Here is a 24,888-nt window from a genome sequence, read left to right on the forward strand (position 1 = left end):
TTACAGTCTAACTTTGTTTCCCAGTTGTTCTGATTTGTTCCATCCACGCCTCCTGAATACTCCTTCACCGGAGGCGGTGAGCTATTTATACTTAAGCCAGAAACAAATTTCCATAGTCAAAATATGGTTAATATTCCAAGGTGTGATCGATGTTACACAAGTTTACATTTGGCTCACACAATTTTCACAAATCAACTCAAAATCAGTGTTAACGACACTTTTGAAACGACACCTAAATTCCCAATCAACCCTTACATACCAACAAACAGACATCACAAACCATGATGATTTTTCTCATTTGTCTTTCTTATGATTAAATTTAACATATAGATTACATTCATTAAGCTGCTCCATAAGCACCTTACTGCATCACCAAACATCAGGCAGATAACAACCTGGTTTTCTATGCCATGTCTGTTAATTTCAGTTCCTGGCCCTAGGAAAAACAAAAACGGCCTGAGTTAACTTTCTTTTTCAGCTCTCAGATTCAATGCGTCCGAGCTACAAAGAGGTTAAATCAGGCCATTACTATTTTAGGTAAAGAGTCTGTTAACGCGTGCGTTAGTTCAGACTGACTTCCACATCCGAATTCACCTTACATGAACAAGCCAGTGCATAGCCCTGCTCGATATCCGCTTCGGTTAAGGTTTCAGTGCTGGTTCGCTCTACTTCACCTTCTTTCACTTTAACCCGGCATGAGCCACAGATCCCACTGCGACATGCTGCAATGATAGGAAGACCACCGCTTTCCAGAGCATCAATCAGCATACTTCCTGCGTCCGCTTCCTGCTCCATACCGAAGTCCGGTACCGCGATTTTTACCGCACCTGACGCTTCCTGCTCATCTGAAGCGCACTGCTCCAGCGGAGTGAAGCTCTCTTCATAGAAACGCGACATATCAAAGCCGATCTCAGAAAGGTAGCGCTCCCCATCCTGCATAAAGCCAACCGGCCCGCACAGATAAACGCTTCTTTCCAGAATATCCGGAGAAAGGTTCACCAGCCACTCTTTGTCCAGACGCCCCTGCGAGTACACAGTTTCACTGTTGTCTTTCAGCAGCAGCTTCAGATGGAAATTTTCATACTCATCTGCCAGCTGTTCAAGTTCAGCAAAGTAGATGGTGTTTTCTTTGCTGCGGGCCTGATGAATAAAGTCGATATCCAGCTTAATTCCTTTATTCAGCCACTCGCGGACCATAGACATTACCGGGCTGATACCACAGCCGGCACTCACCATGGTGACCTTAGCCGTAGGTTCACAATCAACACTGTTAAACTGACCGGCCGGCTTTAGCACCTGAATTTTGTCGCCTTCTTTTAGGTTGTCGACAATATGATTTGAAACCAGACCACCCTCAACACGCTTTACCGTAAAGCTAAGCTGACTGTCAGAGGGAACCGAGCTGATAGAGTAAGCTCTGTATTCTGTTTTACCGCCCAGTTCAACGCCAAGCGAGCAAAACTGACCCGGTTTAAAATCAAATTGCATTTCTTTATCTGCAGACACAAGAGAAAAGCTGACCGTATCTGGTGTTTCACTCCACTTCTCTTTACACACAAGCTCTATTGAGTCTGAACCTAACCAAGCATTCATAATTATTACCTTTATCAAATCCTGAGAAACACAAACCCGGCAGAGATGAAGCTGCCGGGTGATTAAGCGAAGCGGTTAAGCAGCCAGAATAGCTTTCAGATCTTCTTCAACCGTTGAGATAGAACGCATATCGAACTCGTCCTGGATGATCTTAATCAGGTTATCTGTCAGGAATGCCGGAGCCGTAGGGCCTGTGTAGATGCCTTTTACGCCAAGTGCAAACAGGGTTAGCAGAATAACAATTGCTTTCTGCTCAAACCAGGAAAGAACAAGGGTCAGAGGCAGTTCGTTGATGCTGCAGTCAAACTCTTTTGAAAGTGCCAGAGCAAGCTGGATAGCAGAGTAAGCGTCGTTACACTGGCCAACATCAAGCAGACGAGGGATACCGTTAATGTCACCAAACTGGTTCTTGTTAAAGCGGTACTTACCACACGCCAGAGTCAGAATGACGCTGTCTTCTGGAGCCTGAGCAGTAAAGTCTGTGTAGTAGCTACGCTCTGCTTTGTCACCATCACAACCGCCAACCAGGAAGAAGTGGCTGATATTGCCCTCTTTTACCTGCTCAACAACAGCAGGCGCCGCTGCCATCAGTGCATTACGGCCAAATCCAACAGTGATCATATGCTCGATTTCGTCGTGCTTAAAGCCTTCCTGAGCCAGAGCACAGTCGATTACCGCGCTGAAATCATCACCTTCGATATGCGCAACACCCGGCCAGCCTACAATGCTGCAAGTGAAGATACGGTCAGCATACTGACCCACATTCGGGTTAAGCAGACAGTTAGATGTCATCACAATAGCACCAGGGAAGTTAGCAAACTCTTTCTGCTGGTTCTGCCATGCGCTGCCGTAGTTACCAACCAGGTGCGGGTATTTCTTAAGCTCAGGGTAAGCGTGAGCCGGAAGCATTTCACCATTGGTGTATACGTTGATGCCCTTGCCTTCGGTCTGCTGAAGGATTTTTTCCAGATCGTGGAAATCGTGACCGGAAACAAGAATACATTTGCCTTTAACCGGCTTAACGTTCACCTGAGTTGGCTCCTGATGACCAAAGGTTTCTGTCTCACCTCTGTCCAGCATTTCCATGATCTTATAGTTCATCATACCAATCTGCATTGAGCACTGTAGCAGTTCCTGCAAGTCTTCAGGGTCTGTACCCAGCCATGCCATAATCTGATGGTACTCAGCGTAAACCTCTGCATCAGTCTGAGAAAGCACACGAGCGTGCTCAAGGTAGGCTGCCGCGCCTTTCAGGCCGTACAGACACAGCAGACGAAGACCGATAACATCTTCATGCTGAGTATCGTGACCACGGTTTACCGCTGCCTGTGGAGCCAGTGCCAGAATGGATTCAGCATCAGTTGGAAGGTCAAGCTGCGCTGCAGGAGAAAGCTCAGGAAGCTCGTAGTTTGCTACAACCGCTGCTGCTTTAACCAGCTGAGCCAGTTTCATCTTGTAAGCCTGCGCCTGAATAGCAAATTCTACAATACGCTCAGGGTCGAAGTTAACGTTAGTCAGGGTTGCGAAAAAGGCTTTAGGAGCCCACTGATCGATTTCCTCATCCACAACACCCACTTTACGGCCGCAGTCAGCCCAGAAAGAGACGCCCTGAAGCGCATAAACAAGTACGTCCTGAAGATCAGAAACTTCAGCCGTTTTACCACACATACCTTGAGCGAATGAACAGCCTTTGCCTACAGGCGTTTGAATTGTTTGTTCACATTGAATACAGAACATATTTGGGACTCCAGTTAATTATTTCCGTGCCGTCTGTTCGTTGCCGACAGCGTTTTATATCCGGAGACCCTATAGCAGATTGCGTGCCAGTTTCTATCTTGTTGTTTTTATTGAATTTTCCAATTAATCACATTTCATAGCGATGTGATATAAACATCGCACGGATGTATAAAACACATCACCTCTGGTTTTCTATTCCTAATTTTTTACCCATCCGGTACAGGTTCCCTCTGTCAACCTGCAAAAACTCTGCGGCACGGGCCCAGACACCACCGGACTGGCTTAGTGCATGCTCTATAAGCTGTCTTTGAAACTCTTCAACACTTTCCCGCATCGGCTTAGGCTCCATATGGAAGAAGTCATTCCCGTTTTCCCGGCTGGCATCAACAGCCTCAGAGCCGAAATGAATGCGTTTAATGATATGGTCGCCCTGCTGAATAGCACGCAGACTCACACGCATCAGTGTATGCTCAAGCTCCCTGACATTACCCGGCCAAATCTGGTTTTCCAGATACTTCAGGCAGGCAGGATGCAGGTGAAGATTAGAAATATTAAACTGACTGCGGATTTTGTTCAGAAGGTAGCCGGTCAGCACAGGAATATCGCCTTCCCTGTCTCTTAGCGGAGGCACAAAGATTGGAAAGACATTCAGACGGTGGAACAGGTCGGCCCTGAAGTTCCCTTCCCTGACTTCCTGATCAAGATTCCGGTTGGTTGCTGCAATAATACGGACATCAACAATGCTGTTTCTGTCAGCCCCCACCCGCTGCACTTCGCCCTGTTGAATAACACGCAGCAGTTTGGCCTGCAAGGCTAAGGGAAGCTCACCAATTTCATCCAGGAAGATGGTCCCTTTGTCTGCAAGTTCAAACTTCCCTTCCCTGTGATTATTGGCTCCGGTAAATGCGCCCTTCACATGCCCAAACAGCTCACTCTCAGCGATAGATTCAGGCAGAGCCGCACAGTTAACATAAACCATCGGCTGATCCCGGCGGGTAGAGTGATCGTGCAACTCATGGGCGACCAGCTCTTTACCCGAACCAGTTTCCCCGCTGATAAGTACGGCATAGTTAGAGCCGGCAACCGTGGCAATGCTCTCTCGCAGATGCTTCATCTGCGGGCTGGTTCCCACCAGCTTGCCTTCTTTATCTCTGGCCTGCTCAATCAATAGCTGGTTAACGGTTGCCTGATGACGGTTGGACTCTTTAAGCGCATTAAACAGAGTTTTGTTTCTTAGGGTAGCTGCCGCCAGTGCGGCGAAGGTCTCAATCGTAATGGAGTCAATGCAGTCAAATGCGCCTACCTGTAGCGCATCCAGAGTAAGAATGCCCACCAGCTTGTCTTCCACATACAAGCTGCAGCCCATACAGTCATGCACATCAATCTCTTCATCCGGCGCCCCTTCCAGCAAGCCGTCAAAGGGATCGGGCAGCTCGGAGTCCGCATCAAAACGAAGAGGTTTGGCTGAGCGGATTATGGCTTCAAGACGGGGATGATTCTGCGGGTAAAACCGCTGACCAAGAATGGTCGAAGAGAGGCCGCTGACCGCAACCGGGATCAGAAAGCCTTCATCATCCAGAATAAAAAGAGCGGTAGCATCACAGGGAAGCACCTGTTTTACCGAATCGATAAGCTTCTGATAGTGATTCTCTTTGGAGAGATCCGTGCTTAAATCGAGCGCTATCTGAAGTAAGACTTTTTCAATTGAGTGTTTCATTGTGGCTGCTATTACAGGTGTAAAGCAGCCACTCTAGCATGTTGTTGTATAAAACACATCATTCAGTTCAAAAAACGAAAGCCGGATTTACCGGTGTAACGTCGCCACCGATTTAGTGGTTTTACTCAGGCTGTCCTCTACCCTTTCCGGAATTTTGCTGGCAATTGTCACATACAGGCTGTCGATCATCGCCAGCTTAACCAGACGGGCGATGCCATTTTTACCCAGTAGCGGCTCAGGAGACGCAGGAGCATAAAGAGGGTAATCGGATAGCTGGGATAATTCCGCATGGAAGTTATTGGTGATAGAAATAATCGTCGCACCGGACTGCTTGGCTACGCGGACTGCATCCATTAAATCCACCGTCTGACCAGAGTGCGACACCACCAGAACCACATCTTCTTCAGTCAGAACGCTGGCTGACATCAGCATCAGGTGGCGGTCGCGCGGCACAGATGCCCGGATACCAAAGCGCAGCAGCTTATGCTGGAAATCTTCGCAGATGATTGTTGAACCACCGACGGCAAACAGCTCAATATTCTTGGCTTTTACCAGCGCATCGGCAGCAGCGCTCACCATCTTGGCATCAACAAAATTAAGGATTTCAGTCAGCGCGTTAATTGAGTTTTGCAGCACTTTTGTCACTATTTGCTCACAGCTGTCATCCGGCTGAAGCTGCTCGCTCGGCGCATAAGACTCCGAACCCTTGTGAGCATTAAGTGCATCCTTTAGCTGTTTAAAGCCACTAAAACCAAGCTTCTTAGAAACCTTGACGATCAGAGCTGTGGAAACGCCCAGTCTTTCAGACACTTCTTTAATGGAAGTGGACTTCTGAAGAAAGTAAGGCTTAAGAAAGTTTTCAGCGATTGACTGCTCAGTACGCGTGAGTGAAGGCATACGCATGCGTATGTTAGGTATTACTTGATTGATATCCACAGACAGTAACATTCCTTGGGAAACAATCGGATCATTATACATAGAGTATTCCTGTTCGTCATGATGGCTGCAAAATGCAGCTATCACGGGTCTGCTGACCGGGTTAGTTCGTCAGTTGCCAGTGGCAACCTGACACAGGATTACTGCTGCTTAGCACAAACCCGCTATTTCTGTTATCACCTGTCGCCTGACCAAAGAAGCGCGATGTCGATACGGTTTCACCACCATTAACAAACACTTCCACGCAGGACAAATCTCTTAATATCCGAAGCGACGCTACAGTGCCCTGCCAGGCAATAAACTCCCATGCACCTGTTTTCAGGTTCTTACGCCAGGTCTTCAGACCGGCTGCATCCACTTCAAGCTTCAGGTCATCCGCGATATCAATGCGAACCTCTTTACCCTCAAGCTCTTCAAGCAGCAACTCGGCAGACAGCCCATCAAACTGCGCAATCAGACCGGAAAAGCGCTGTTCATCTCTGCGCATCGTTTCCAGCTCTTTCACCGGATTTTGCAAAACAACGCCATCACGAAGAGTCAGTTCTCTCGGACAGGTCATCTGATGAATCCAGCCAGAATCAATGGTTGGCTGGTATGACTCAAACTCATCAGGTTTTCCCATCCAGCCAAACAGAATTCTTCTGCCCTGTTCGTCCTCAAATGTCTGCGGAGCATAGAAGTCAAAGCCCTGGTCCATCAGCACGCCAGAATCGTGACTAAATGCCGCGCTCTGATAGTCAAGGTCACCCACATGATAAGTCACATCAAAGGTTTCAATTTTGCTGTTATCACGCTCAATCCAGTTTTTAGGGCAACTGACAAGCACATGTTTATCTTCAAGAGGGAACAGATCCGGACATTCCAGCATAAAGTCGTCTGACTGATAGCCATTCTGACCATCACCAAATACCTCTCCGACCATCTGCCAGTTATTCAGATCATCTGAGCGATACAGCAGCACCTTGCCTTTGTAGTCCAGATCTTCCGCACCTAAAACCATGTAGAACTTATCTTCATAGACCCACACCTTAGGATCGCGAACATGGCCGCTGTAGCCCTTGGGCAGCTCAAGCACAATACCCTGTTTTTCTACCTGAAAACCGGGTTCAAACGTTGCCCGGCACTGGTAAGCGGTGCGGCCGCCATCAGTGAATTTTACGTTGCCGGTATAAAACAGCTCCAGCTTGCCATCAACAACCAGGCCAGAGCCTGAGTAGCAGCCATGCGTTTCAAAGTCTTCGGTGGGAGCCAGCGCCAGAGGCTGGTGAGTCCAGTTAATCATATCTTTGCTACTTGCATGCCCCCAGGCTTTTGCTCCGTGAGTACACGCCTTTGGATTCCATTGATAAAACAGATGATATTCACCGTTAAAATGGGCCAGTCCATTGGGGTCGTTTAATAAACCAAACAGGGGAGAAAAGTGCCACAGCGGACGATGGTGGTCATCCTTGCTCTGGCTGGCATGATTCAGTGCTATTGCCAGCACGTCATTGATATAGGCCTGGTCGTTATATTTAGCCGGATTTTTCATTTCATACTCCAAAGCCCCTTAATGCAGGGGCTTTTCTTAATTAACTGTTTTTACTATTTCTTTTCCAGCATCTTGTCAGAATAACCAAACATATAAGTCAGACTGAAGGCTACGCCACAACTTACAGCATGAACCAGGAAGTAAGACATTAACTGGCCATCAAGGTATAAAAGCGTGCCCGGAATTACCGTAACTGCCATGCCGCTTGCTGCAAGCCCCACTAGCTGAGCAGTAAAGCCACCTAATGCACCACCAATCAGAGCGAACACGAATGGGCGGTAGTATCTCAGGTTTACACCGAAAATCGCCGGTTCGATAATACCCAGGAAGGCAGATACGGTTGACGGGAATGCCAGTGCCTTCATCTTCTTGCTCTTAGACTTCATACCCACTGCAAGACATGCTGCACCCTGAGCAGAAATCGCGCCGGTAATCAGACCGTTAAACACGTTGCTGCCTTCATTTGCTAACAACTGGATTTCCAGAAGGTTAAATACGTGGTGAACACCGGTAACAACAATCAAATCCCAGACAAAGCCAATGAACAGACCACTCAGACCAAGAGGAAGATCCAGCAGGTATTTCGTTGCGTCTACCATGCCAACTTCAACGATATGGAACAGAGGACCGATAATCAGCAGAGACGCCGCACTCATAATTAATAGGGTCAGGAAAGGCGTCATTACCAGATCAAAAGCTTCAGGCATAACACTGCGGATACGGCGTTCCAGTTTCGCGGTCAGCCAACCTGCAATAAATGCCGGAATAACAGAACCCTGATAACCCACGACCGGAATAAAGCCGAAGAACAGCAAAGGTTCAGCATTACCGAAACCCACTGCCCATGCATTTGGCAGGGCCGGCGAGACCAGCATTAAACCAAGCACCAGACCGATGAGCGGTGTGCCGCCAAATACCCGGCTTGCTGACCAGGCAACCATGGCCGGCAGGAAGATAAATGCGGTATCAGTCAGGATTTGGGTGTAAAGGATAAAGTTGGCTGATATTGCTTCAGGCGTCAGGCCGAAAACCGCTAATACTTCAGGACGGGTAACCAGGCCACGCAAGCCCATAAACAGACCGGTTGCAACCAGTGCAGGGATCAGTGGAACAAATACGTCACTGAAAGTACGGATTGCTCGCTGAATTGCGGTGCCTTGCTCTGCACTTGCCTGCTTAATTTCCGACTTACTTGATGTAGACAGATTCAGTCCTTCAATTGCTTCAAATACACGGTTTACCGTGCCTGTACCAAAGATAATCTGGTACTGACCGCTGTTAAAGAAAGTACCCTTTACCTTATCGGTATCTTCGATACTATCCTTATCGATTTTGTTTTCATCTGCCACCATTACTCTCAGTCTTGTTGCACAGTGTGCAACGGAGATGATGTTCTCTTTTCCGCCTAGTGAGCCCACCAGCTCTTCGGCAATCATCGCATATGACATAGACATATCCTGTTTGGTTTATGTGTGTTGATTAACTGCCTATTAAGTTAGCTCAAAAATTCACTTCACACATCTACACAGATCACAAAATGAATTATTTTGTGAACTTTTTATGCGCATAAATATTTTTGTAAACTTTTTACCTCCTTACATACAAAGACTTGCAGCAGTTTTTGCATTATCTGTAAAATTTCGATATTTACATTCGTAAACTTTATTGTAAACTTTTAACCAAGTTAATCATCTACGAGTAAGAGTTATGAAAATCGCTATTGGTTGTGATCACGTTGGTATTGAACACAAGGAACTTGTTATCAATCACTTAGAAAGTAAGGGTATTGAGGTGGAAGATCTGGGCGCTCAGTCAACAGAGCGGACTGACTACCCACAATATGGTTTGGCTGTTGCAAATGCTGTTGTAAATAAACAGGCCGACCTGGGCATTCTGATCTGTGGTACCGGAGTGGGTATTTCACTGGCAGCAAATAAAGTACCGGGTATTCGCGCCGTTGTATGCAGTGACCCGTATACTGCCAGCCTTTCTAAAGAGCACAACAATACCAATATTCTATCCTTTGGCTCACGGGTTGTGGGTATTGAGCTGGCAAAAATGATTATTGATAGCTGGCTTGGTGCAGAGTTTGAAGGTGGCCGCCACCAGAGACGCGTTGATCAGATTGCAGAGATTGAGGAGTTACAACATGCCTAAGTTTTGTCCGTCAATGATGTGTGTCGATTTTTCTAAATTGGCCGAAGAACTGAAAGAGTTGGAAAAAGCAGATGTGGATATGCTGCATATCGATGTGATGGATGGCCACTTTGTGCCTAACTTCGCACTCGGTCCAGAAGACATCAAAGCCATTCGTAACCTGACCAGCATCGATTACGATGTTCACCTGATGCTTTCTGATCCCGACCAGTTTATCGATCTGTTTGCCTCTCTTGGCCCTAAACTGATGTACGTGCATGCAGAAGCGCCACCGCACCTGCACAGAACCCTTGGCAATATTCAGGCAAAAGGCATTCAGTCTGGTCTGGCAATTAACCCGGGCACACCACTTAGCGCTATCGAAGATGTTCTGGATGTTACCGATGTAATCCTGATTATGTCCGTTAACCCGGGCTTTGCCGGCCAGGCATTTATCGACAACGCCTACAACCGTATCGACCGCATTATTGAAATGATCGAAGCCAGAGGCACCAACACCAAACTGGCCATTGACGGCGCCATCAGCCCGCAGGTAATTGAACGCCTGCAGGATAAAATGGAATACTTTATTCTGGGTACAGCAGGATTATTTGGTAAAGAAAAGAGCTACGCTGAAACGATGCAGGATCTACGAAGCTTAGGTCAGAAAGCGGCGGCGTAATAATTTTTGTTGTCATCCCCGCCTTCGCGAGGATGACATCCTTAAGCCTTTATTGGGTTCTGTTTTTTTACTAAACCTCCAGCACCTCACCATCCGCCGGAATCATAACCTTATCCTCCAACCCCTGCATCACCACAGAATCACGCAGAATTTTACGGTCAACCGGACAATGGTTCAGCGCTTCCATATGGTTTGCGACCACTTTACCCGGCGCAAGCCTGATAAATTCAATCACTTCATCTTTCGGCATCAGCAGAGACTGACCTACATCCAGACGTGCCTGACCGGCAGCAACCACAGCGATATCCGGCTTCAACTCTGTAAGCGCACGCTTAACATCATCGGTCAGTACCGTATCACCACTTACATATATTGAAGGCTCACCCGGCAACTCCAGGTAAAAGCCACAACCATTGGCAGAAACTTTACTGACCCATCCATGTCCGTGAAGGGCAGGAACTGCGGTTACTCTGCCTCCGGCAAACTCTGCGGTTTCCCAGTCTGCAACGCCCTGCTCAACGGTCATACCGTATTTCTCCAGATACGCCTTATCCTTTGCTGGTGTGGCAACAGGGATGTTCTTTCCTGCCAAAAAGGCCTCTCCTGACTTATCCAGATGGTCGATATGCTGCAAAGGCTTAAAGTTAAAAGTCTGACTATGAGTAATAAGCGCATGAGTCACCTTGCTCAGTATCGCATCTGCATTCTCTGGCAGATCAACTGTTGGGTTCTTCTTCGCCTTATAGCGGAATACTGAGAAAGGAGGAAGCGTGCCCTTTTCTGCAAGCATAGGATCAATCAGGATAAATTTATCATTTGATTCAATAACAAATGTTGCACTGCGCAGATGATGGATTTTCATGTTAAGACTCGGTTGCTGTTAAAAACTGAAAGTCATTATGAACCGAAGCGAAATAATGCAATACTGTCCTTAAGGACAATCACCGCTCAAATCGGGCCATTTGTATGAGTGCAGTAAAAAAGAGAAAAGTTGCGGTAGTCGCGTTTGAAGGCATCAGTGCATTTCACCTTTCGGTGCCCTGCCTGATATTTCAGGATGTATTTATCGACCGGGAACCCATGTTCGAATTGAACATCTGCGGCTTGACGGATATGACAATGAATACCAGCTCCGGATTCAGTATTTCTGTCGATAGCGATTTATCGCTGCTCGATAATGCCGATATGATCATTGTTCCAAGCTGGCCTAACGCCCTTCCTGAGCCACCGGATCTGTTGATTGAAAAACTAAAAGATGCTCATGCAAGAGGCGCGATTTTGGTTGGACTTTGTCTGGGCGCTTTTGTTATCGCAGAAACCGGGCTGCTAAACGGCAAAACTGCCACCACCCACTGGGCGTTTTCTGAACTTTTTACCCGTAAGTTCCCAAGAGTAGAGTTTGACAACAAACCGTTATTTATCGCTCATGATCAGCTAATCACTTCAGCTGGCACCGCCGCTGCTCTGGACTGCTGCCTGTATATCATTCGCCTTATGTGCGGCAGCGAAGTCGCGAGCCAGCTTGCCCGTGTTATGGTCACCGCCCCGTTCCGTTCCGGCGGACAGCAGCAATATATTCCGACCCCTATTCCGCCAAGACCTGAACAGGAAACCGGGATAAGTAAGGTAATTGAACAGATAGAACATCAGCTGGATAAGCCGCATAGTCTGGACTCAGTTGCAGAAAAATGCGCCATGAGCAGACGCACTTTCACCAGACAATTCAAAGCCGTCTACGGCTGCACTTTTGGTGAATGGCTGATGAATCAAAGACTAAAACTAAGCCAGCAACTGCTCGAAAGTAACGATTACTCCATCGCCCATGTGGCCCAACTGGCAGGATTTGGCTCAGAAAGCGTGTACAGGAAGCACTTTAAACAGGCTTTTCAGGTCACGCCTTCTCAGTGGAGAAGTCATTTTAGTAGTAATAATTAATAATGATTATGCTGCAGAAGCCTTGTTAGCGGCTCTTAGCTCTGATTTTGAAACACGACATCCTGATATAGCCGATTTTTTGTGTCTAAACTTTCGGGCAGCCTTACGCGCTTTCTCTGTCAGTTTTGTATCAACAGGAGAATTAGAAATGGCCCATGCAATAGTCTGAGCCCGGGAAACAGCAGCTGCTTTGTTAGGCGAACTCTTAATATTTGTAGAAGACATACCACCCTCCATCGTCGGTCTCATCAACATAATAATTATAACCATCTTCCTGTAGTTTGGGAACAAGCAACCTTTGATAAGCCCTTGCCAAACGGTCATTTGCCGGTTCTGCAAAATAGAAATCACAATTATATTGCTGTTGATGAAAAGCTATTATCTCACAAAGTGCATTTGATAAATGTACCCAATGCCTGAAACCAAATCCAGTGTCTTGCATCTGCTCATAGGGAGTTTGGTTGGTCATGTTGCTAACGGTATCGAACTCAATCCAGTATGTATCTTTAGCCTTGGTAATTACTTTCTCATTTTCTATTAGATCATATGCAAGATCAGTTATATCAGGAAGCTCACAACTTAGCTCCACCAAAGTGCAAGCAAATTCCACATCATCAATAGTAAAAGGATAAAAAACTACTTTTCCATCAGGAACAGACTGCACCTGTATTCGATCATAGATTACATTAAACATATCTAAACCTAGAAACATTCATTTTCTAGGTCTATTATCAACACAGAGACAACCTAAGCAACTGATTTATTTAGTAATAGCATTCTGTAAACATTTAATAACTAACCTTTTCGCTATCTAAACTCCACCCGATTTCTACCATTTTCCTTCGCTTTATATAAAGCGATATCCGCCTGCTTCAGCAGGCTATTAATTGTCGCTCCCTCTTCTGTTTCATTTGAAGAGATACCAATACTGACAGTAATGGAGATTTCACCCGCTGGCGTTTCTGTTACTGTTTCTGAAATGCATTCTCTCAGTCGCTCAGCCATCCGGCGCGCTTCCTGGTTTTCCGTCTCCGGCAGAAGCAGAACAAACTCTTCACCACCATAGCGTCCCAGAATGTCGATGACTCTTATATTTTCCTGACAGGTGGTGACCAGATTCCGCAGCACCAGATCACCAATATCATGCCCGTAGCTGTCATTTATGGCTTTAAAGTGGTCTATATCTAAAAACAGCAGACTGAAGCAATGCCTGCTCCTGTCTGCTCTTAGCTTCTCGCGTTCAGCCAGCTCGATAAAGTGGCGTCTGTTGTAGATATTGGTTAATCCATCTATCCGTGCAAGCTGCTCAAGTTCCTGTTTCGCCAGTTCCTTTTCAGCAATTTCAATCTCCAGCTTTTCGTTGACCTCTTTAAGCTGTGATATCAGTTTTGCTTCTGAACGTTTAGAGCGGTTGATATTGCGCATAATGCTTAGTGCCATGGCGGTAACCAGTCCAAAAGAGGCAATAATCGGTGAGACCTGCTTTAAGGGAAACTCATGCACAATAAGCAAAATCCCGCTATATAGCACGGTTGCAAATAAACAGGCGAAAGCTGAATAGACATACCGGACCGGTAGAAACAGGGAATACAGCAACATGATAATCAACAGAAGTGGTAACCCCTGCTTTCCTATCTCCGGTAACAGGTATAACTCAAAGCATTCCGTTAATGTAATGAGAATAAAGTAGAGCAGCAGCGCTCTCTGGGTTTTGTTATAACTTTTGCTGAAGGTTGAAAAAATACAGTAAAGCGCAGAACCAAACGTGATCAGCCTGGCTACCATCATATAGTAAAAACCAGCTGCATTACCGAGAGTCACAGTATCGCTGTAAATCCCCGTCAGATAAGCAACTCCGGAAAGTAAACACAGGAATCGGATCTTGACTACATAACCCTGCCAGCGCGTCTTATGGAAATCCTTTTCTGAATCAGAATCCCTGTAAGAACCATCAAACCTGAATAAGTCACTTTCCTGACTAGTCATCTCCATCCCACCAGATTGCCTCCAAGGCTCAAATTTAAGTAATCACTCTAGTCTGGAAAGTATAGGTTTAAACAGATCGCTCCTTCAAGTTTCCGTATCACGTTTGATTAATCGCCCGGCACGCTTTTCAGCAAAAGAAGTAAATTTGTTGTCCGGGCGGAGTCTGTGATCACCGAATAGACTCTGTCCGTTGTAAAGCGGATTTTATCATCAAGCTGAATAACAGCCCTGACCGCGTATCTATGACGAGGATCTATTTTGTTTGCATCATAGCTCAGTTCAAAATCAAACGGCACCTGAGCACCATCGGAAGGAAAGGAGTGCTCAGCAAGAACGATGGCTGACGCGTCTGCACGGGAAACATCTTCCAGAGTCACCGTAATCATTGCGGTTCCGGGCAGAGCAACTCTTTCCCGGTAAAGGATACTGCCTGTTACCGATGCCATATTTACCTCTTCTGCGCTTTGCTCCTGTGCCGTATCCGCTGACTTCTTATCTGTTTCGCAGCCAAGTAACACAACGCTCATCACGACAGCAAATATTACTAACAACGCCTTTTTCATATACTTACCTCCGGCAAAAAAAACTGGCCGGATTATAAGTATCTCTTGTAATTAAATCCGCTAAGCAGTATTAAATTAACAAAAAACTGACGGAGGCCGGGAATGAGCAAAGCACTGGGTGAATTACTTGAACTACTAAAACTGGAGCAACTGGAGAACACTCTTTTCAGGGGACAAAGCGAGCATTTAGGATTGCCTCAGGTATACGGAGGTCAGGTACTGGGACAGGCGTTATCCGCGGCAAGATACACAGTGGACAATCAGAGAGCTGTTCACTCGTTTCACAGTTACTTTCTGCACCCGGGTGATCCGGAAAAACCGATTATTTATGATGTAGAAAATCTGCGGGATGGCCGAAGCCTGAGTACAAGGCGGGTAAAAGCGATTCAGAACGGCAGGCCTATCTTCTATCTGACTGCCTCTTACCACGGCGATACTCCGGGATTTGAACACCAAAACGCCATGCCGGATATTCCAGGTCCTGAAAACTATGCGTCTGAGTCAGAGCTGGCAAAGCAGATCTCAGATTTTCTGCCGGATAAAATCAAGGCGATCTTCTGCGGAGAAAAGCCTATAGAGGTGCGCCCGGTGGTTGTGGTTAACCCGCTAAAGCCAGTCAAAACCGAACCTAAACAGTATTTATGGATTAAAGCCAACGGCACTGTCCCGGACAACCTGCTTATCCATCAGTATCTGCTGGCTTACGCCTCCGACTGGGGATTTGTCACCACGGCCCTGCACCCGCATAAAGTCACCCTGATGACACCCAAGTTCCAGATCGCAACCATAGACCACTCCATGTGGTTCCACCGCCCGTTCAAAATGGACGAATGGCTGCTCTATGCCATCGAAAGCCCCACAGCCAGCAACACACGCGGCCTGGTACGCGGTGAGATCTTTGACAGACAGGGGAACCTGGTTGCGTCTGCTGTTCAGGAAGGAGTGATGAGGTTTACTAATTAAAACTATCCGCCTAGCTCTTATACACAAATATTAAAGTGACCAGAGAACGGTTCTCCCCCTTGAGTGAAAAAGCCTAACTGGTTGATAAAGCTAATAGAAGGGGGAGTTAGAGGGGGTTGGTTATACCCTACATGGCTAAATCACAAAAGTTTAAGCTCATGAGAAACAACCCCTCCCAGCCTCCCCTTCGATGCTACTTCTTCGAAAATCCCTCCTTTCGAGGCTAAGGGGAGGAGCATTCTTTGGCTACATAAACTTGTGTAATATAGCTATCAAAAGCTGACAGCCCTATATAGGTAACGCCGTCGTATACTTCAACGGCTCCATCGCAAAAGTTGAGGTCACATTGGAAATACCATCAACACTATTTACCAGCTTTTTGTAGAACATATCAAAACAGTTCATATCGGCGACCTGAACCTTCATCATATAGTCGTACTCACCCGCCATTCGGTAAAACTCCATCACCTCCGGGAATGGGGTTACCGTTTCTACAAAACGGCTGTACCACTCATGCGAGTGGTCACTGGTTTTAACCAAAACAAATGCGGTAAAAGAAAGCCCCAGAGTTTCAGGATTCAGCAAGGCGACACGCTTGCGGATCACACCGCTCTCTTCCAGCCTTTTCAGTCTTTTCCAGCAGGGGGTTGTGGTCAGGTTTACGGCTTCAGCCAGCTCATTCAGAGAGAGAGTTCCGTCATTTTGCAGCAGAGAAAGCAGCTTGCGGTCGGTTTTATCCAGATTCATTTCGTTTTCCGATTGTTTTAATTTCTACAAATTAAACCAATACTAGAAAAATTTCCTCTTATATTCATTTTTATTTACAAATATGACTATGGGCAGACATTTTTAGATTTGAACTGTTCCCCCGGAAATAGCAGCGCTATGTCAGGGGGACTCAGGTTAACCGTGGCTCGCTCTTCCTTTAGTATCGTGATCCAGCATCTTATGCAGCTCAGCTTCCACATGGCCCGGAGCCTCAGTTGAAGCGGAAAGCAAGCGGTACATTGCCGGAATAACAAACAGAGTCACCAGTGTCGCAAAGGCCATACCAAAGAAAATCACGGTACCTACCGCAACCCGGCTCTCGTAACCGGCACCGGTTGAAATAATCAGAGGAATAGAACCGGCCAGGGTTGTGAATGCTGTCATCAGAATCGGTCTTAAACGGCGGGCAGATGCATCAATAATCGCCTTTTCAAACGCGATTCCGCGATCTCTTAACTGGTTAGCAAACTCCACAATCAAAATGCCGTTTTTGGTTACCATACCAATCAGCATAATCATTCCGATCTGGCTATAGATATTTAGCCCCTGACTCATCACCACCAGACCAATAAAGCCCCCCATTACCCCCATAGGAACGGTAAACATCACCACCAGCGGGTTGATAAAGCTTTCAAACTGAGCGGCCAGTACCAGATAAGCCACAAGCAAAGCCAGAGCAAAAACCACCAGGACGCTGGACTGATTTTCCTTATAATCTTTAGATTCACCGGAATAGCTGACAGAAATATCCCCCGGCAGAAGATCGATCGCTTTCTGATCTAAATAGTCCAGAGCATCACCCAGGGTATAACCGTCCTTCAGATTAGCGGTCACCGTGATGGATTTCTGCTTGTTGTAGTGCGAAAGCTTAATGGCAGAGGCAATCTCCTCAACCCTGGTAACCGCATCCAGAGTGACCAGTTGCCCGGATGCCGTTCTCAGGTAAATCTGACTCAGATCCGCAGCATTATTGAAACTGTTTTCATCACCACGAAGATAAACATCATACTCTTCACCACGCTCAAGGAAGGTGGTTTCACTGGTACCACCAAGCATAATCTCCAGAGTTTCAGAAATCTCTGAGATGGAAATACCCAGTTCAGCGGCGCGCTGCTTATCAACAGAAACAACCAGCTCCGGCGTTTTCTCTGAATAACCGACTTCGGCACCTTCCATCATAGGGCTGTCATCCGCTTCATGCTTTAGCAGCTCAGCCCACTTTTGCAGCTCTTTATAGTCGGAGCCACCCAGAACAAACTGAACCGGCTCGCTGGAGCCACCTCTGAATCCCGGTAAAAACGGGAAGACACGGGCATCCGGAATACCTGAAAGTGCTCTGCGGATAACTCCTAATGATTGCTGAACATTCTCTTTGCGGTGATCCCAGTCTTCCAGAATCATAATGACAAAACCGGTCTGGTCCCCTGCCCGGCCACCAAAAGCCGGAGTCTGAATACTGAAAGATTTAAGCAGGCCCTGGCCCAACAGCGGCATCAGCTTTTGTTCCACCAGCTCCATGTTGCCGGCCATACGGTTATAACTGGTTGCATCGGCGCCCCGGACAAAGGCAAACATCACGCCTCTGTCCTCCTGCGGTGCCAGCTGAGAAGGAACCTGTTTCATCAGCAGATAACTTCCGCCGATACAGGCCAGAATGATTAAAGGCGCAACCAGTCTGACTCGCATTGCCTGGCTCAGCAAAAAGCGGTATCCGGATTCCAGCCTGGTAAACATCACCTCAACACCACGGTTAAAGGCATTTGGCTTTACGTTAACCTTCAGGATCTTACTGCCAAGAACCGGCGTCAGAGTCAGGGCGACCAGAGATGAGAAGATCACTGACATCGCCAACAACACGGAAAACTCGGTAAACAGCAGGCCCACCATCCCTTCCATAAACGAGATGGGCAGAAATACCATAACCAGCACAAGCGTCGTCGCGATAACTGCGAACCCCACCTCACGTGTGCCTTTATAGGCAGCAAGCAGTGGGGACTCCCCTTTTTCGATATGGTGGAAAATATTCTCCACCACCACAATGGCATCATCCACCACCAGACCAATTGAAAGGATCAGAGCCATCAGGGTGATCAGGTTGATAGAAAAACCGAAAAAGTAGGCTGAAATAAAGGCAGAAATCAAGGATACCGGCACGGTAACAGCGGGGATCAGTGTGGCTCTGACCTGGCCGATAAAGATATACAGAACCAGAACAACCAGACCACCGGTAATAAACAGGGTGTTATAAACTTCAGTAATGGAGCGGTCGATAAATATGGTCGAGTCATAGTCGATAGCCAGCCGGGTTCCTTCAGGAAGAAACTTCTGAATTGCGTTCACCTCTTCATGAACTGCCTGCGCTACTTCCAGCGGGTTTGCATCCGACTGAGGAATAATCCCCATACTGACGTTAACCACGCCATCACTTTTAAAGGTGGAGCTTTCGTTTTCTGCGCCGATATAAACCTCGGCCACATCTTTCAGATAGATTGGGAAGCCGTCGGATGCCCGTCTTACCACCAGATAATCGAAATCTTCCGGCTGGCTATAGGTACGTGCGGTTCGTACTGACATCACAATGGCATCGTTGCGGACTTCACCTCCCGGACTTTCCAGATTTTCCGCTCTGAGCGCGGAAGTAATGTCTGCAGCCGTCACTCCCCGTCCGGCCATCAGGTCCGGTTTAAGCTTGACGTACATGACCTTGTTCAGACCACCGGTCACATCGATGGAACTCACTCCGGTGATAAGGCTGAATCTGTCCATTAAAACCCGGTTGATATAATCCGTCAGTTGGGTCCGGTCCATTTCATTGGAGCTCAGATTAATATATACGGAAGCTTCACCGCTGCCGTTATCCTTATAAACCACCGGCTCACTGGCTTCATCAGGCAGTGCCCGCTCGGCTCTGGCAACTGCATCACGAACATCACTGACGCCGGTATTCAGATCATAACCCAGATTAAAGGTCACTTTGATGCGTGACATACCGTTGCGGGTTGTAGAAGAGATCTCATCAATACCGCTGATACCCGAAAGCTGATCTTCAATAACTGAAGTGATCTGACTTTCAACTATGGTTGCAGAAGCGCCTTCATACCGGGTGGATACGGTAACCACCGGGCTTTCAATATCCGGCATCTCCCGGACAGCAAGGCGGGAAAAGGAGACGATTCCGAACACTACCAGCAGCAGACTTAATACAACCGCAGCAACCGGCCGTTTTACTGAAACATCGGATAACCACATTATGACTTATCCTTTTTGCCTGGTCGTTTCTGCTGCTGACCGTTTTCAACCACCTTTGCACCGTCGCGCATATTGACAATACCCTGCACAACGATTCGCTCACCGATTTTCAGCCCCTTTTCGATCACCACTTCATTGCCGACACGAGCCCCCAGAATCACTTCCGTTTTATGTGCTTTACTGTTTTCGTCAATGATGTAGACATAACGCTTAGTACCTGCGTATTGCAGAGCCTGAACAGGAATAATCGGCGCGGCCACAGGCGGGAATTCTAAATTAGCCGACATCAGCATGCCCGGCTTAAGCTTTTCGTCCTGATTAGAAAACTGTAAACGGACTCTCAGGTTCAGCGTTTCGCTGTTAATCCGGGTATCAATACCGGTAACAGAGCCGTTAAACACCTGGCCGGTCCAGGCATTTGAACTGGCTTTCACATTCATTCCCATGGAAATCAAAGAGAGATAGCGTTCCGGCACCTGAAGGTCTAACTGCATAACAGAAAGGTTATCCAGAGTTAACAGTTCGGTCCCGGCACTCACCATCTTGCCGCGGCTGAAATCGATAAAACCTGTGGTGCCATCAAAGGGTGCTGTAATATTGAGATAGCTCAGGTTTGCCTTTTCTGCAGCCAGTCGTGCTCTGGCAATTTCTACGCTGGCTTTCTGCGCATCAATTTCGGTCTGTGTTATCGCGCCCCTTTTCGCCAGCTTTTCAAACTCTTTCAGTTTACGCTGTTCATCTTTCAGGTAGGCCTGCGCTTCTGCAAATGTCGCTTTGGTTTTATCGTCGTTAAGCCGAACCAGCAGATCACCATCTTTTACTTTCTGATTGGCCTTAACTTTGATCACATCGATTTTACCGGAGACTTCCGGTGATATAACCACGGACTCTTCTGCCTCAAGCTTGCCGATTAAAGTCAGAGACTGAGATATGTTATGAATTCCAACCGTTTCTGTGACAACCAGAGTGGTTCTTGCCTTTGACATTTTTTCTGCTTTGCCCTGACCGGCAGCAACCACTTCAGGCGCTTCTGTTGCAATCAGGAGTGCTGATATACAGACAGCAATAAAGCTTAGTTTTTTCATTTTGGGGCTCTCAAACAATGGTTTACTCTATTCTAACAACAAGTAACGCCGCTAACGTAAAGAAATGTAAAGGTTGGCTAAACCTAAGTAATGTCTTATTAAGGGTAATTTATCACCGACAAAATGTGCACTTTTTAGCGTCTTTGCCCAAATTTGCAGCAACCGCGCCAAAATGCTAAGAAAATTCTTTACAGGCAAAGCGAGTTTGCTATTATGCGCACCTCACTTGATGACGGTGTTGGGAAAACGGTCCTTAAGTATAAAAACGCCCTGGAGGGGTTCCCGAGTGGCCAAAGGGAGCAGACTGTAAATCTGCCGGCTCCGCCTTCGATGGTTCGAATCCGTCCCCCTCCACCATTTTCTCTCAAATAGAGAATCAGCTTGATTGCTTGCGTTGGGAAAACAGCAGTTAAGGATAAAAATACCCTGGAGGGGTTCCCGAGTGGCCAAAGGGAGCAGACTGTAAATCTGCCGGCTCCGCCTTCGATGGTTCGAATCCGTCCCCCTCCACCATCTTTCAAAGCCAGCTCACTGAGCTGGCTTTTTTATTGCCTTTCTATTTTATTATCAGCTCAACGTAAGATTGACATGTGATTAACATCACGCTTACATGCATTAACCTTAAATTAACACTTTAGAGTTAGCCATCTAAAATCAAATTTAAATTCAATACCTTGCCAGCGATTCTTTGTCAGAAAGCCAAATAATGCTGATTTTTCGCACAGAGTTCATCTTGCCCTGTTTAATTTATCGCCTATTCTTAATTTGAACATAGCCAACAGGGAGAGGCCAATATGACATTTTGCAAGAGATTATCTAAGGACGGATACGACGCAATCTACGCACCACTGATGAATCGTGCCAGAAATGAGCGCAATACTGCCCATCAGGCAAACTTGTCTGAAGCTCAGTCTGACGATCAGAAAGAAGCGTGTGCCGGTCACTATATTGGCCCATGGCAGAGACTGTTAAAAGGCTGGATGGAAGGAAAAATCTGTAACCTGAGAGCAAGAAGATGCCTGCTGGCAGGAAACGTAATTAAAGATACTAAAGGCATAATTTTTGTTCCTGCCTATTCTGAGCAAACCGCATAATTTATCACTCCTTTTATATGGCCCGATATCTCCGGGCCATTACTTTTTCTAATCCTTTGCCATACATTTAGTAACAATTACATTTCACTGTAAAATGGTAAAATATCTAACTCATAAATCTAATAATTAACACTTGAGCGAGATATTATTATGTGGAATAGATTAAATGGCTCCATGATGTTCTGTCAGGCCATGTTTGGCTTATCATACTACGGCGTCATGATCATCCTGACCCGTTTCTTCCTGGAAGAGCTGAACTATAGCGAAGCTGACACCATGATGGTGGTGGGTGCTTTCTCAGCTATCGGGCCCCTTTTTGCTATAGCCGGTGGCTTTATCGCAGATAAATTCCTCGGCGCCTACCGGTCTCTGACCATTGCGTATCTGGGGTTTGTATCAGGTTACGTACTGCTGCTACTGGGCGCTTCAACATTAAATGTGCCAATGAGCCTTTGCGGTATCGCACTGGCAAGTTATGCAAGGGGCCTGATGTCACCTTCTTATCCAAGTCTCTACAAGCGTACCTTCGCCACTGAAGAGAACTTTGAAAACGGTTATCCGGTCAATTATTCCGTCAATAACCTTGGTGCTCTGATCGGCCAGTATATGTTCCCTATGCTGGTACTGACCATCGGCTTCTACGGCAGCTTTATGCTTTCAGCGATCCTGGCTGGCCTGGCTCTGTTTACCCTGATTAGTTTCAGAAATCCGTTGAAGAAAGTGGCAGCGGAGATCGATCAGGCTTCAGTTTCTGCAAAGAACTGGGGGCTGTTTATGGTGACATCTGCCGCCATGATTGGTCTGGTATTCTTTATGTTCTCCAACATGGATGTGGGCAAAAATATCGTTTACGCCATCGGTGCTGTCGCTATTATCTACTTCATCTCACTGATGTTTAAAGCCGGAAAATCCGATGCACTGAAGATGGGCACCATACTTATCATGTTTGTACTGGCCACGGCTTTCCTTGTCTATTACGGTCAGATGATGACTTCCATGACTATGGTCACCATCAACACGATGCGCGGCGATCTGTTCGGTATCATCCCGATAGCACCGGAAGGCTCCATGGCGATGAACCCGCTCTGGTGTATGGTTGCAGGTCCTGTGATTTCCATACTCTTTTCAAGCCTTGAAAAGCGCGGCATTAATTTCTCCACCGCAACAAAGGTAAGCTTCTCCTTCATCCTGACGGCGATTGCCTTTGGCACTCTGACCGTTGCCGTTCTCACCGTGGGTGAAGATGTGATTATTCGTCCGGAGGTTTTCCTGGTAATTCACTTCTTCCTTGCATTTGGCGAAGTTATTGTCGGTAGTCTGGTAGTTGCGTTTATTCTTTCTGTAACGCCAAAGCATATCGAGAATTTCTCAGTAAGCCTGTATTCAGTTGCAATTGCATTAAGTGGCATTGTTGGTGCAGTGTTCTCTACCTCTATCGCTTTAGAGAAAGGTCAGGAAATCTCCCAGGAAATCGTGCAAACTGTCTATGGTGATTACTTTAAACTGCTGACCATACTGGCTATTGTCATGGTCGGTGTGGCTTTACTGGCGTCTGTTATCATCCGTAAAATGCTGAAAAAAGCCGAAGACGAATCACTGCAGATAGAACTGTCTGAGGCATAAGAATGTAGTCAGCCAGCCTGTAACCCTGACTCTTGTACACAAATATTAAAGTGACCAGAGAACGGTTCTCCCCCTTGAGTGAAAGGCCTAAGTGGTTGATAAAGCTAACAGAAGGGGGAGTTAGAGGGGGTTGGTTATGCCATGTATGGTTAAACCACCAAAACTTAACCTCATGAGAAACAACCCCTCCCAGCCTCCCCTTCGATGCTACTTCTTCGAAAATCCGTCCTTTCGAGGCTAAGGGGAGGAGCATTCTTTGGCTTCTTAAACTTGTGTATAAGAGTCAGCCTGTAACCCCTAAAAAACACCTTTTTCCCAAAAATAAAACCACCTTCCCTCTTATCTCTCATTTTTATTTATACATATCTGCTAAGCTCATACTTGCATATGCGATGATTGCTTTTTAATCATCACTCTTCTGCATTTACTTATAATAAGCTGATTAGCAATGAAAAATAAAATACTACTCCCGGTTGGTCTTGCTGCTCTGCTCTATGCATTGCTTTTACTGTCAGGGGCTGGCAATGCACTTCTTAGCTGGATAAACGGCAACGAGAAGTACGAAATTTACTATCTGCTGTTCTCACTCTGTGTGGCCAGCTTTTTCGCTCTCTTTATTACAGCGAAAGATAAAGCTGCGCTTATTCGCGAGATCGAGGTTCTCTCTGCGGAAATCAAACTTATCCGCAAAAATGAAAGCGAATTGAATCTGCTAAAAAGAGAGCTGCTGGACTCCAACAAGAAGTTTGAAGAACTGATAGAAATTGACCCGCTTACCGCCTGTCTGAACCGGCGTTCCTTTCAAAGCAGACTGGAAGAATATATCTACAACGCAAAGCGGTACGATCACAATATCTGCTGCGTAATGGCGGATATCGACCACTTTAAGAGCATCAATGATACCTACGGTCATCTGGTTGGGGATGAAGTGCTGAAAGGTATTGCGACAATACTACGCACCCATGTAAGAAAGGGAGACTGCGTCTGCCGTTACGGCGGCGAAGAGTTCTGTATTATTCTCCCTTATACCAGTGGTGCGGATGCCCATAATCTGGTGGAAAGAATTCGCGAATCGGTTCAGGTATTTAAACTATCTGATTTTAATGTGACGGCGAGTTTTGGTGTTTCGTCTTTAGAATACGGCTTAGAAGATTCGGCATCCCTGTTGTCAGCTGCGGATAAGGCACTTTATGAAGCGAAAGAAACAGGGCGGAATAAAGTGGTCAGCAGCAACGAACTGGAACTGGCACCTCAGGTTTAGGCTCCAGACTCCCGGGCGAAAAAAAGCGC

At 46.7% G+C, this 24,888-nt stretch carries 21 protein-coding genes and 2 tRNA genes; 9 read left to right on the top strand and 14 right to left on the bottom strand.

Going from position 1 to position 24,888, the window contains the following annotated elements:
• Window positions 1–561: 561 nt before the first annotated feature.
• From L3Q72_RS09440 to L3Q72_RS09465, 6 genes are all read right to left on the bottom strand, one after another.
• Window positions 562–1,593: a hybrid-cluster NAD(P)-dependent oxidoreductase gene (locus L3Q72_RS09440; RefSeq protein WP_275129699.1), complete on the bottom strand. Its 1,032-nt coding sequence runs from the start codon at window positions 1,591–1,593 to the stop codon at window positions 562–564.
• Window positions 1,594–1,668: 75 nt separating this feature from the next.
• Entirely contained in the window at window positions 1,669–3,330 is a 1,662-nt protein-coding gene (gene hcp / locus L3Q72_RS09445) for a hydroxylamine reductase (RefSeq protein WP_275129700.1), read from the bottom strand.
• 178 nt (window positions 3,331–3,508) lie between these two features.
• On the bottom strand, window positions 3,509–5,047 hold the full coding sequence (gene norR / locus L3Q72_RS09450) for a nitric oxide reductase transcriptional regulator NorR (RefSeq protein WP_275129701.1): 1,539 nt from the start codon (window positions 5,045–5,047) through the stop codon (window positions 3,509–3,511).
• A gap of 87 nt (window positions 5,048–5,134) precedes the next feature.
• The gene (locus L3Q72_RS09455) at window positions 5,135–6,025 is read right to left on the bottom strand and encodes an SIS domain-containing protein (RefSeq protein ID WP_275129702.1); all 891 of its coding nucleotides are present in this window, start codon (window positions 6,023–6,025) and stop codon (window positions 5,135–5,137) included.
• A 61-nt stretch (window positions 6,026–6,086) separates the two neighbouring features.
• Window positions 6,087–7,514 carry a sucrose-6-phosphate hydrolase gene (locus tag L3Q72_RS09460; RefSeq protein ID WP_275129703.1) on the bottom strand — a complete coding sequence of 476 codons (1,428 nt, stop codon included), beginning with the start codon at window positions 7,512–7,514 and terminating at the stop codon, window positions 6,087–6,089.
• A 53-nt stretch (window positions 7,515–7,567) separates the two neighbouring features.
• A complete protein-coding gene (locus L3Q72_RS09465) occupies window positions 7,568–8,962 on the bottom strand; it encodes a sucrose-specific PTS transporter subunit IIBC (RefSeq protein ID WP_275129704.1) in 1,395 nt (464 codons plus the stop codon).
• Between the two features lie 259 nt (window positions 8,963–9,221).
• On the opposite strand from L3Q72_RS09465, the gene rpiB reads away from it, so the two are divergent.
• Both rpiB and rpe read left to right on the top strand, forming a co-directional pair.
• Window positions 9,222–9,671: a ribose 5-phosphate isomerase B gene (rpiB, locus tag L3Q72_RS09470; protein ID WP_275129705.1), complete on the top strand. Its 450-nt coding sequence runs from the start codon at window positions 9,222–9,224 to the stop codon at window positions 9,669–9,671.
• Window positions 9,664–10,332 (top strand): ribulose-phosphate 3-epimerase, encoded by a 669-nt coding sequence (rpe, locus tag L3Q72_RS09475; protein ID WP_275129706.1) that lies wholly within the window; start codon window positions 9,664–9,666, stop codon window positions 10,330–10,332. Before rpiB ends, rpe begins: the two co-directional genes overlap by 8 nt.
• A gap of 70 nt (window positions 10,333–10,402) precedes the next feature.
• Here the strand turns inward: rpe and L3Q72_RS09480 are convergent, their stop codons facing one another.
• A complete protein-coding gene (locus L3Q72_RS09480) occupies window positions 10,403–11,194 on the bottom strand; it encodes an MBL fold metallo-hydrolase (protein WP_275129707.1) in 792 nt (263 codons plus the stop codon).
• Window positions 11,195–11,298: 104 nt separating this feature from the next.
• Here L3Q72_RS09480 and L3Q72_RS09485 point away from each other — a divergent pair, with 104 nt between their 5' ends.
• A complete protein-coding gene (locus L3Q72_RS09485) occupies window positions 11,299–12,267 on the top strand; it encodes a helix-turn-helix domain-containing protein (protein ID WP_275129708.1) in 969 nt (322 codons plus the stop codon).
• A 6-nt stretch (window positions 12,268–12,273) separates the two neighbouring features.
• On the opposite strand, the gene L3Q72_RS09490 is transcribed toward L3Q72_RS09485, so the two are convergent.
• The 4 genes from L3Q72_RS09490 to L3Q72_RS09505 form a co-directional block, all read right to left on the bottom strand.
• Complete coding sequence (locus L3Q72_RS09490; protein WP_275129709.1) at window positions 12,274–12,492, bottom strand: hypothetical protein; 219 nt, start codon at window positions 12,490–12,492, stop codon at window positions 12,274–12,276.
• Window positions 12,473–12,961: a hypothetical protein gene (locus L3Q72_RS09495; RefSeq protein ID WP_275129710.1), complete on the bottom strand. Its 489-nt coding sequence runs from the start codon at window positions 12,959–12,961 to the stop codon at window positions 12,473–12,475. The genes L3Q72_RS09490 and L3Q72_RS09495 overlap by 20 nt, the downstream gene beginning before the upstream one ends.
• A 113-nt stretch (window positions 12,962–13,074) precedes the next feature.
• The gene (locus L3Q72_RS09500) at window positions 13,075–14,253 is read right to left on the bottom strand and encodes a GGDEF domain-containing protein (protein ID WP_275129711.1); all 1,179 of its coding nucleotides are present in this window, start codon (window positions 14,251–14,253) and stop codon (window positions 13,075–13,077) included.
• A gap of 107 nt (window positions 14,254–14,360) precedes the next feature.
• A complete protein-coding gene (locus tag L3Q72_RS09505) occupies window positions 14,361–14,816 on the bottom strand; it encodes a YbaY family lipoprotein (protein WP_275129712.1) in 456 nt (151 codons plus the stop codon).
• A gap of 102 nt (window positions 14,817–14,918) precedes the next feature.
• Between L3Q72_RS09505 and tesB the strand changes: the two genes are divergently transcribed.
• Complete coding sequence (gene tesB / locus L3Q72_RS09510) at window positions 14,919–15,779, top strand: acyl-CoA thioesterase II (RefSeq protein ID WP_275129713.1); 861 nt, start codon at window positions 14,919–14,921, stop codon at window positions 15,777–15,779.
• 288 nt (window positions 15,780–16,067) lie between these two features.
• Here the strand turns inward: tesB and L3Q72_RS09515 are convergent, their stop codons facing one another.
• From L3Q72_RS09515 to L3Q72_RS09525, 3 genes are all read right to left on the bottom strand, one after another.
• Window positions 16,068–16,526, bottom strand: coding sequence for an Lrp/AsnC family transcriptional regulator (locus L3Q72_RS09515; protein WP_275129714.1), 459 nt, complete (start codon window positions 16,524–16,526; stop codon window positions 16,068–16,070).
• 156 nt (window positions 16,527–16,682) lie between these two features.
• On the bottom strand, window positions 16,683–19,796 hold the full coding sequence (locus tag L3Q72_RS09520; protein ID WP_275129715.1) for a multidrug efflux RND transporter permease subunit: 3,114 nt from the start codon (window positions 19,794–19,796) through the stop codon (window positions 16,683–16,685).
• A complete protein-coding gene (locus L3Q72_RS09525) occupies window positions 19,796–20,881 on the bottom strand; it encodes an efflux RND transporter periplasmic adaptor subunit (RefSeq protein ID WP_275129716.1) in 1,086 nt (361 codons plus the stop codon). The genes L3Q72_RS09520 and L3Q72_RS09525 overlap by 1 nt, the downstream gene beginning before the upstream one ends.
• 272 nt (window positions 20,882–21,153) lie before the next feature.
• On the opposite strand from L3Q72_RS09525, the gene L3Q72_RS09530 reads away from it, so the two are divergent.
• From L3Q72_RS09530 to L3Q72_RS09550, 5 genes are all read left to right on the top strand, one after another.
• A tRNA-Tyr gene (locus tag L3Q72_RS09530) sits at window positions 21,154–21,238 on the top strand.
• A 71-nt stretch (window positions 21,239–21,309) separates the two neighbouring features.
• Window positions 21,310–21,394, top strand: a tRNA-Tyr gene (locus L3Q72_RS09535).
• Window positions 21,395–21,675: 281 nt separating this feature from the next.
• Window positions 21,676–21,975, top strand: a complete 300-nt coding sequence (locus L3Q72_RS09540; protein WP_275129717.1) for a hypothetical protein — start codon at window positions 21,676–21,678, stop codon at window positions 21,973–21,975.
• A gap of 150 nt (window positions 21,976–22,125) precedes the next feature.
• Window positions 22,126–23,598: an MFS transporter gene (locus L3Q72_RS09545; protein ID WP_275129718.1), complete on the top strand. Its 1,473-nt coding sequence runs from the start codon at window positions 22,126–22,128 to the stop codon at window positions 23,596–23,598.
• A gap of 448 nt (window positions 23,599–24,046) precedes the next feature.
• Entirely contained in the window at window positions 24,047–24,859 is an 813-nt protein-coding gene (locus tag L3Q72_RS09550) for a GGDEF domain-containing protein (protein ID WP_275129719.1), read from the top strand.
• Window positions 24,860–24,888 lie beyond the last annotated feature (29 nt).

The organism is Vibrio sp. JC009 (genome assembly GCF_029016485.1).
Taxonomy (GTDB): domain Bacteria; phylum Pseudomonadota; class Gammaproteobacteria; order Enterobacterales; family Vibrionaceae; genus Vibrio.

Coding starts and splice junctions, on each gene's coding strand:
- norR (WP_275129701.1), bottom strand. CDS start 5,047: ATGAAACACTCAATTGAAAAAGTCTTACTTCAGATAGCGCTCGATTTA.
- tesB (WP_275129713.1), top strand. CDS start 14,919: ATGAGCAAAGCACTGGGTGAATTACTTGAACTACTAAAACTGGAGCAA.
- L3Q72_RS09515 (WP_275129714.1), bottom strand. CDS start 16,526: ATGAATCTGGATAAAACCGACCGCAAGCTGCTTTCTCTGCTGCAAAAT.
- L3Q72_RS09540 (WP_275129717.1), top strand. CDS start 21,676: ATGACATTTTGCAAGAGATTATCTAAGGACGGATACGACGCAATCTAC.
- L3Q72_RS09525 (WP_275129716.1), bottom strand. CDS start 20,881: ATGAAAAAACTAAGCTTTATTGCTGTCTGTATATCAGCACTCCTGATT.
- L3Q72_RS09465 (WP_275129704.1), bottom strand. CDS start 8,962: ATGTCATATGCGATGATTGCCGAAGAGCTGGTGGGCTCACTAGGCGGA.
- L3Q72_RS09545 (WP_275129718.1), top strand. CDS start 22,126: ATGTGGAATAGATTAAATGGCTCCATGATGTTCTGTCAGGCCATGTTT.
- L3Q72_RS09520 (WP_275129715.1), bottom strand. CDS start 19,796: ATGTGGTTATCCGATGTTTCAGTAAAACGGCCGGTTGCTGCGGTTGTA.
- L3Q72_RS09440 (WP_275129699.1), bottom strand. CDS start 1,593: ATGAATGCTTGGTTAGGTTCAGACTCAATAGAGCTTGTGTGTAAAGAG.
- rpe (WP_275129706.1), top strand. CDS start 9,664: ATGCCTAAGTTTTGTCCGTCAATGATGTGTGTCGATTTTTCTAAATTG.
- L3Q72_RS09455 (WP_275129702.1), bottom strand. CDS start 6,025: ATGTATAATGATCCGATTGTTTCCCAAGGAATGTTACTGTCTGTGGAT.
- rpiB (WP_275129705.1), top strand. CDS start 9,222: ATGAAAATCGCTATTGGTTGTGATCACGTTGGTATTGAACACAAGGAA.
- L3Q72_RS09485 (WP_275129708.1), top strand. CDS start 11,299: ATGAGTGCAGTAAAAAAGAGAAAAGTTGCGGTAGTCGCGTTTGAAGGC.
- L3Q72_RS09550 (WP_275129719.1), top strand. CDS start 24,047: ATGAAAAATAAAATACTACTCCCGGTTGGTCTTGCTGCTCTGCTCTAT.
- L3Q72_RS09490 (WP_275129709.1), bottom strand. CDS start 12,492: ATGTCTTCTACAAATATTAAGAGTTCGCCTAACAAAGCAGCTGCTGTT.
- hcp (WP_275129700.1), bottom strand. CDS start 3,330: ATGTTCTGTATTCAATGTGAACAAACAATTCAAACGCCTGTAGGCAAA.
- L3Q72_RS09480 (WP_275129707.1), bottom strand. CDS start 11,194: ATGAAAATCCATCATCTGCGCAGTGCAACATTTGTTATTGAATCAAAT.
- L3Q72_RS09505 (WP_275129712.1), bottom strand. CDS start 14,816: ATGAAAAAGGCGTTGTTAGTAATATTTGCTGTCGTGATGAGCGTTGTG.
- L3Q72_RS09500 (WP_275129711.1), bottom strand. CDS start 14,253: ATGACTAGTCAGGAAAGTGACTTATTCAGGTTTGATGGTTCTTACAGG.
- L3Q72_RS09460 (WP_275129703.1), bottom strand. CDS start 7,514: ATGAAAAATCCGGCTAAATATAACGACCAGGCCTATATCAATGACGTG.
- L3Q72_RS09495 (WP_275129710.1), bottom strand. CDS start 12,961: ATGTTTAATGTAATCTATGATCGAATACAGGTGCAGTCTGTTCCTGAT.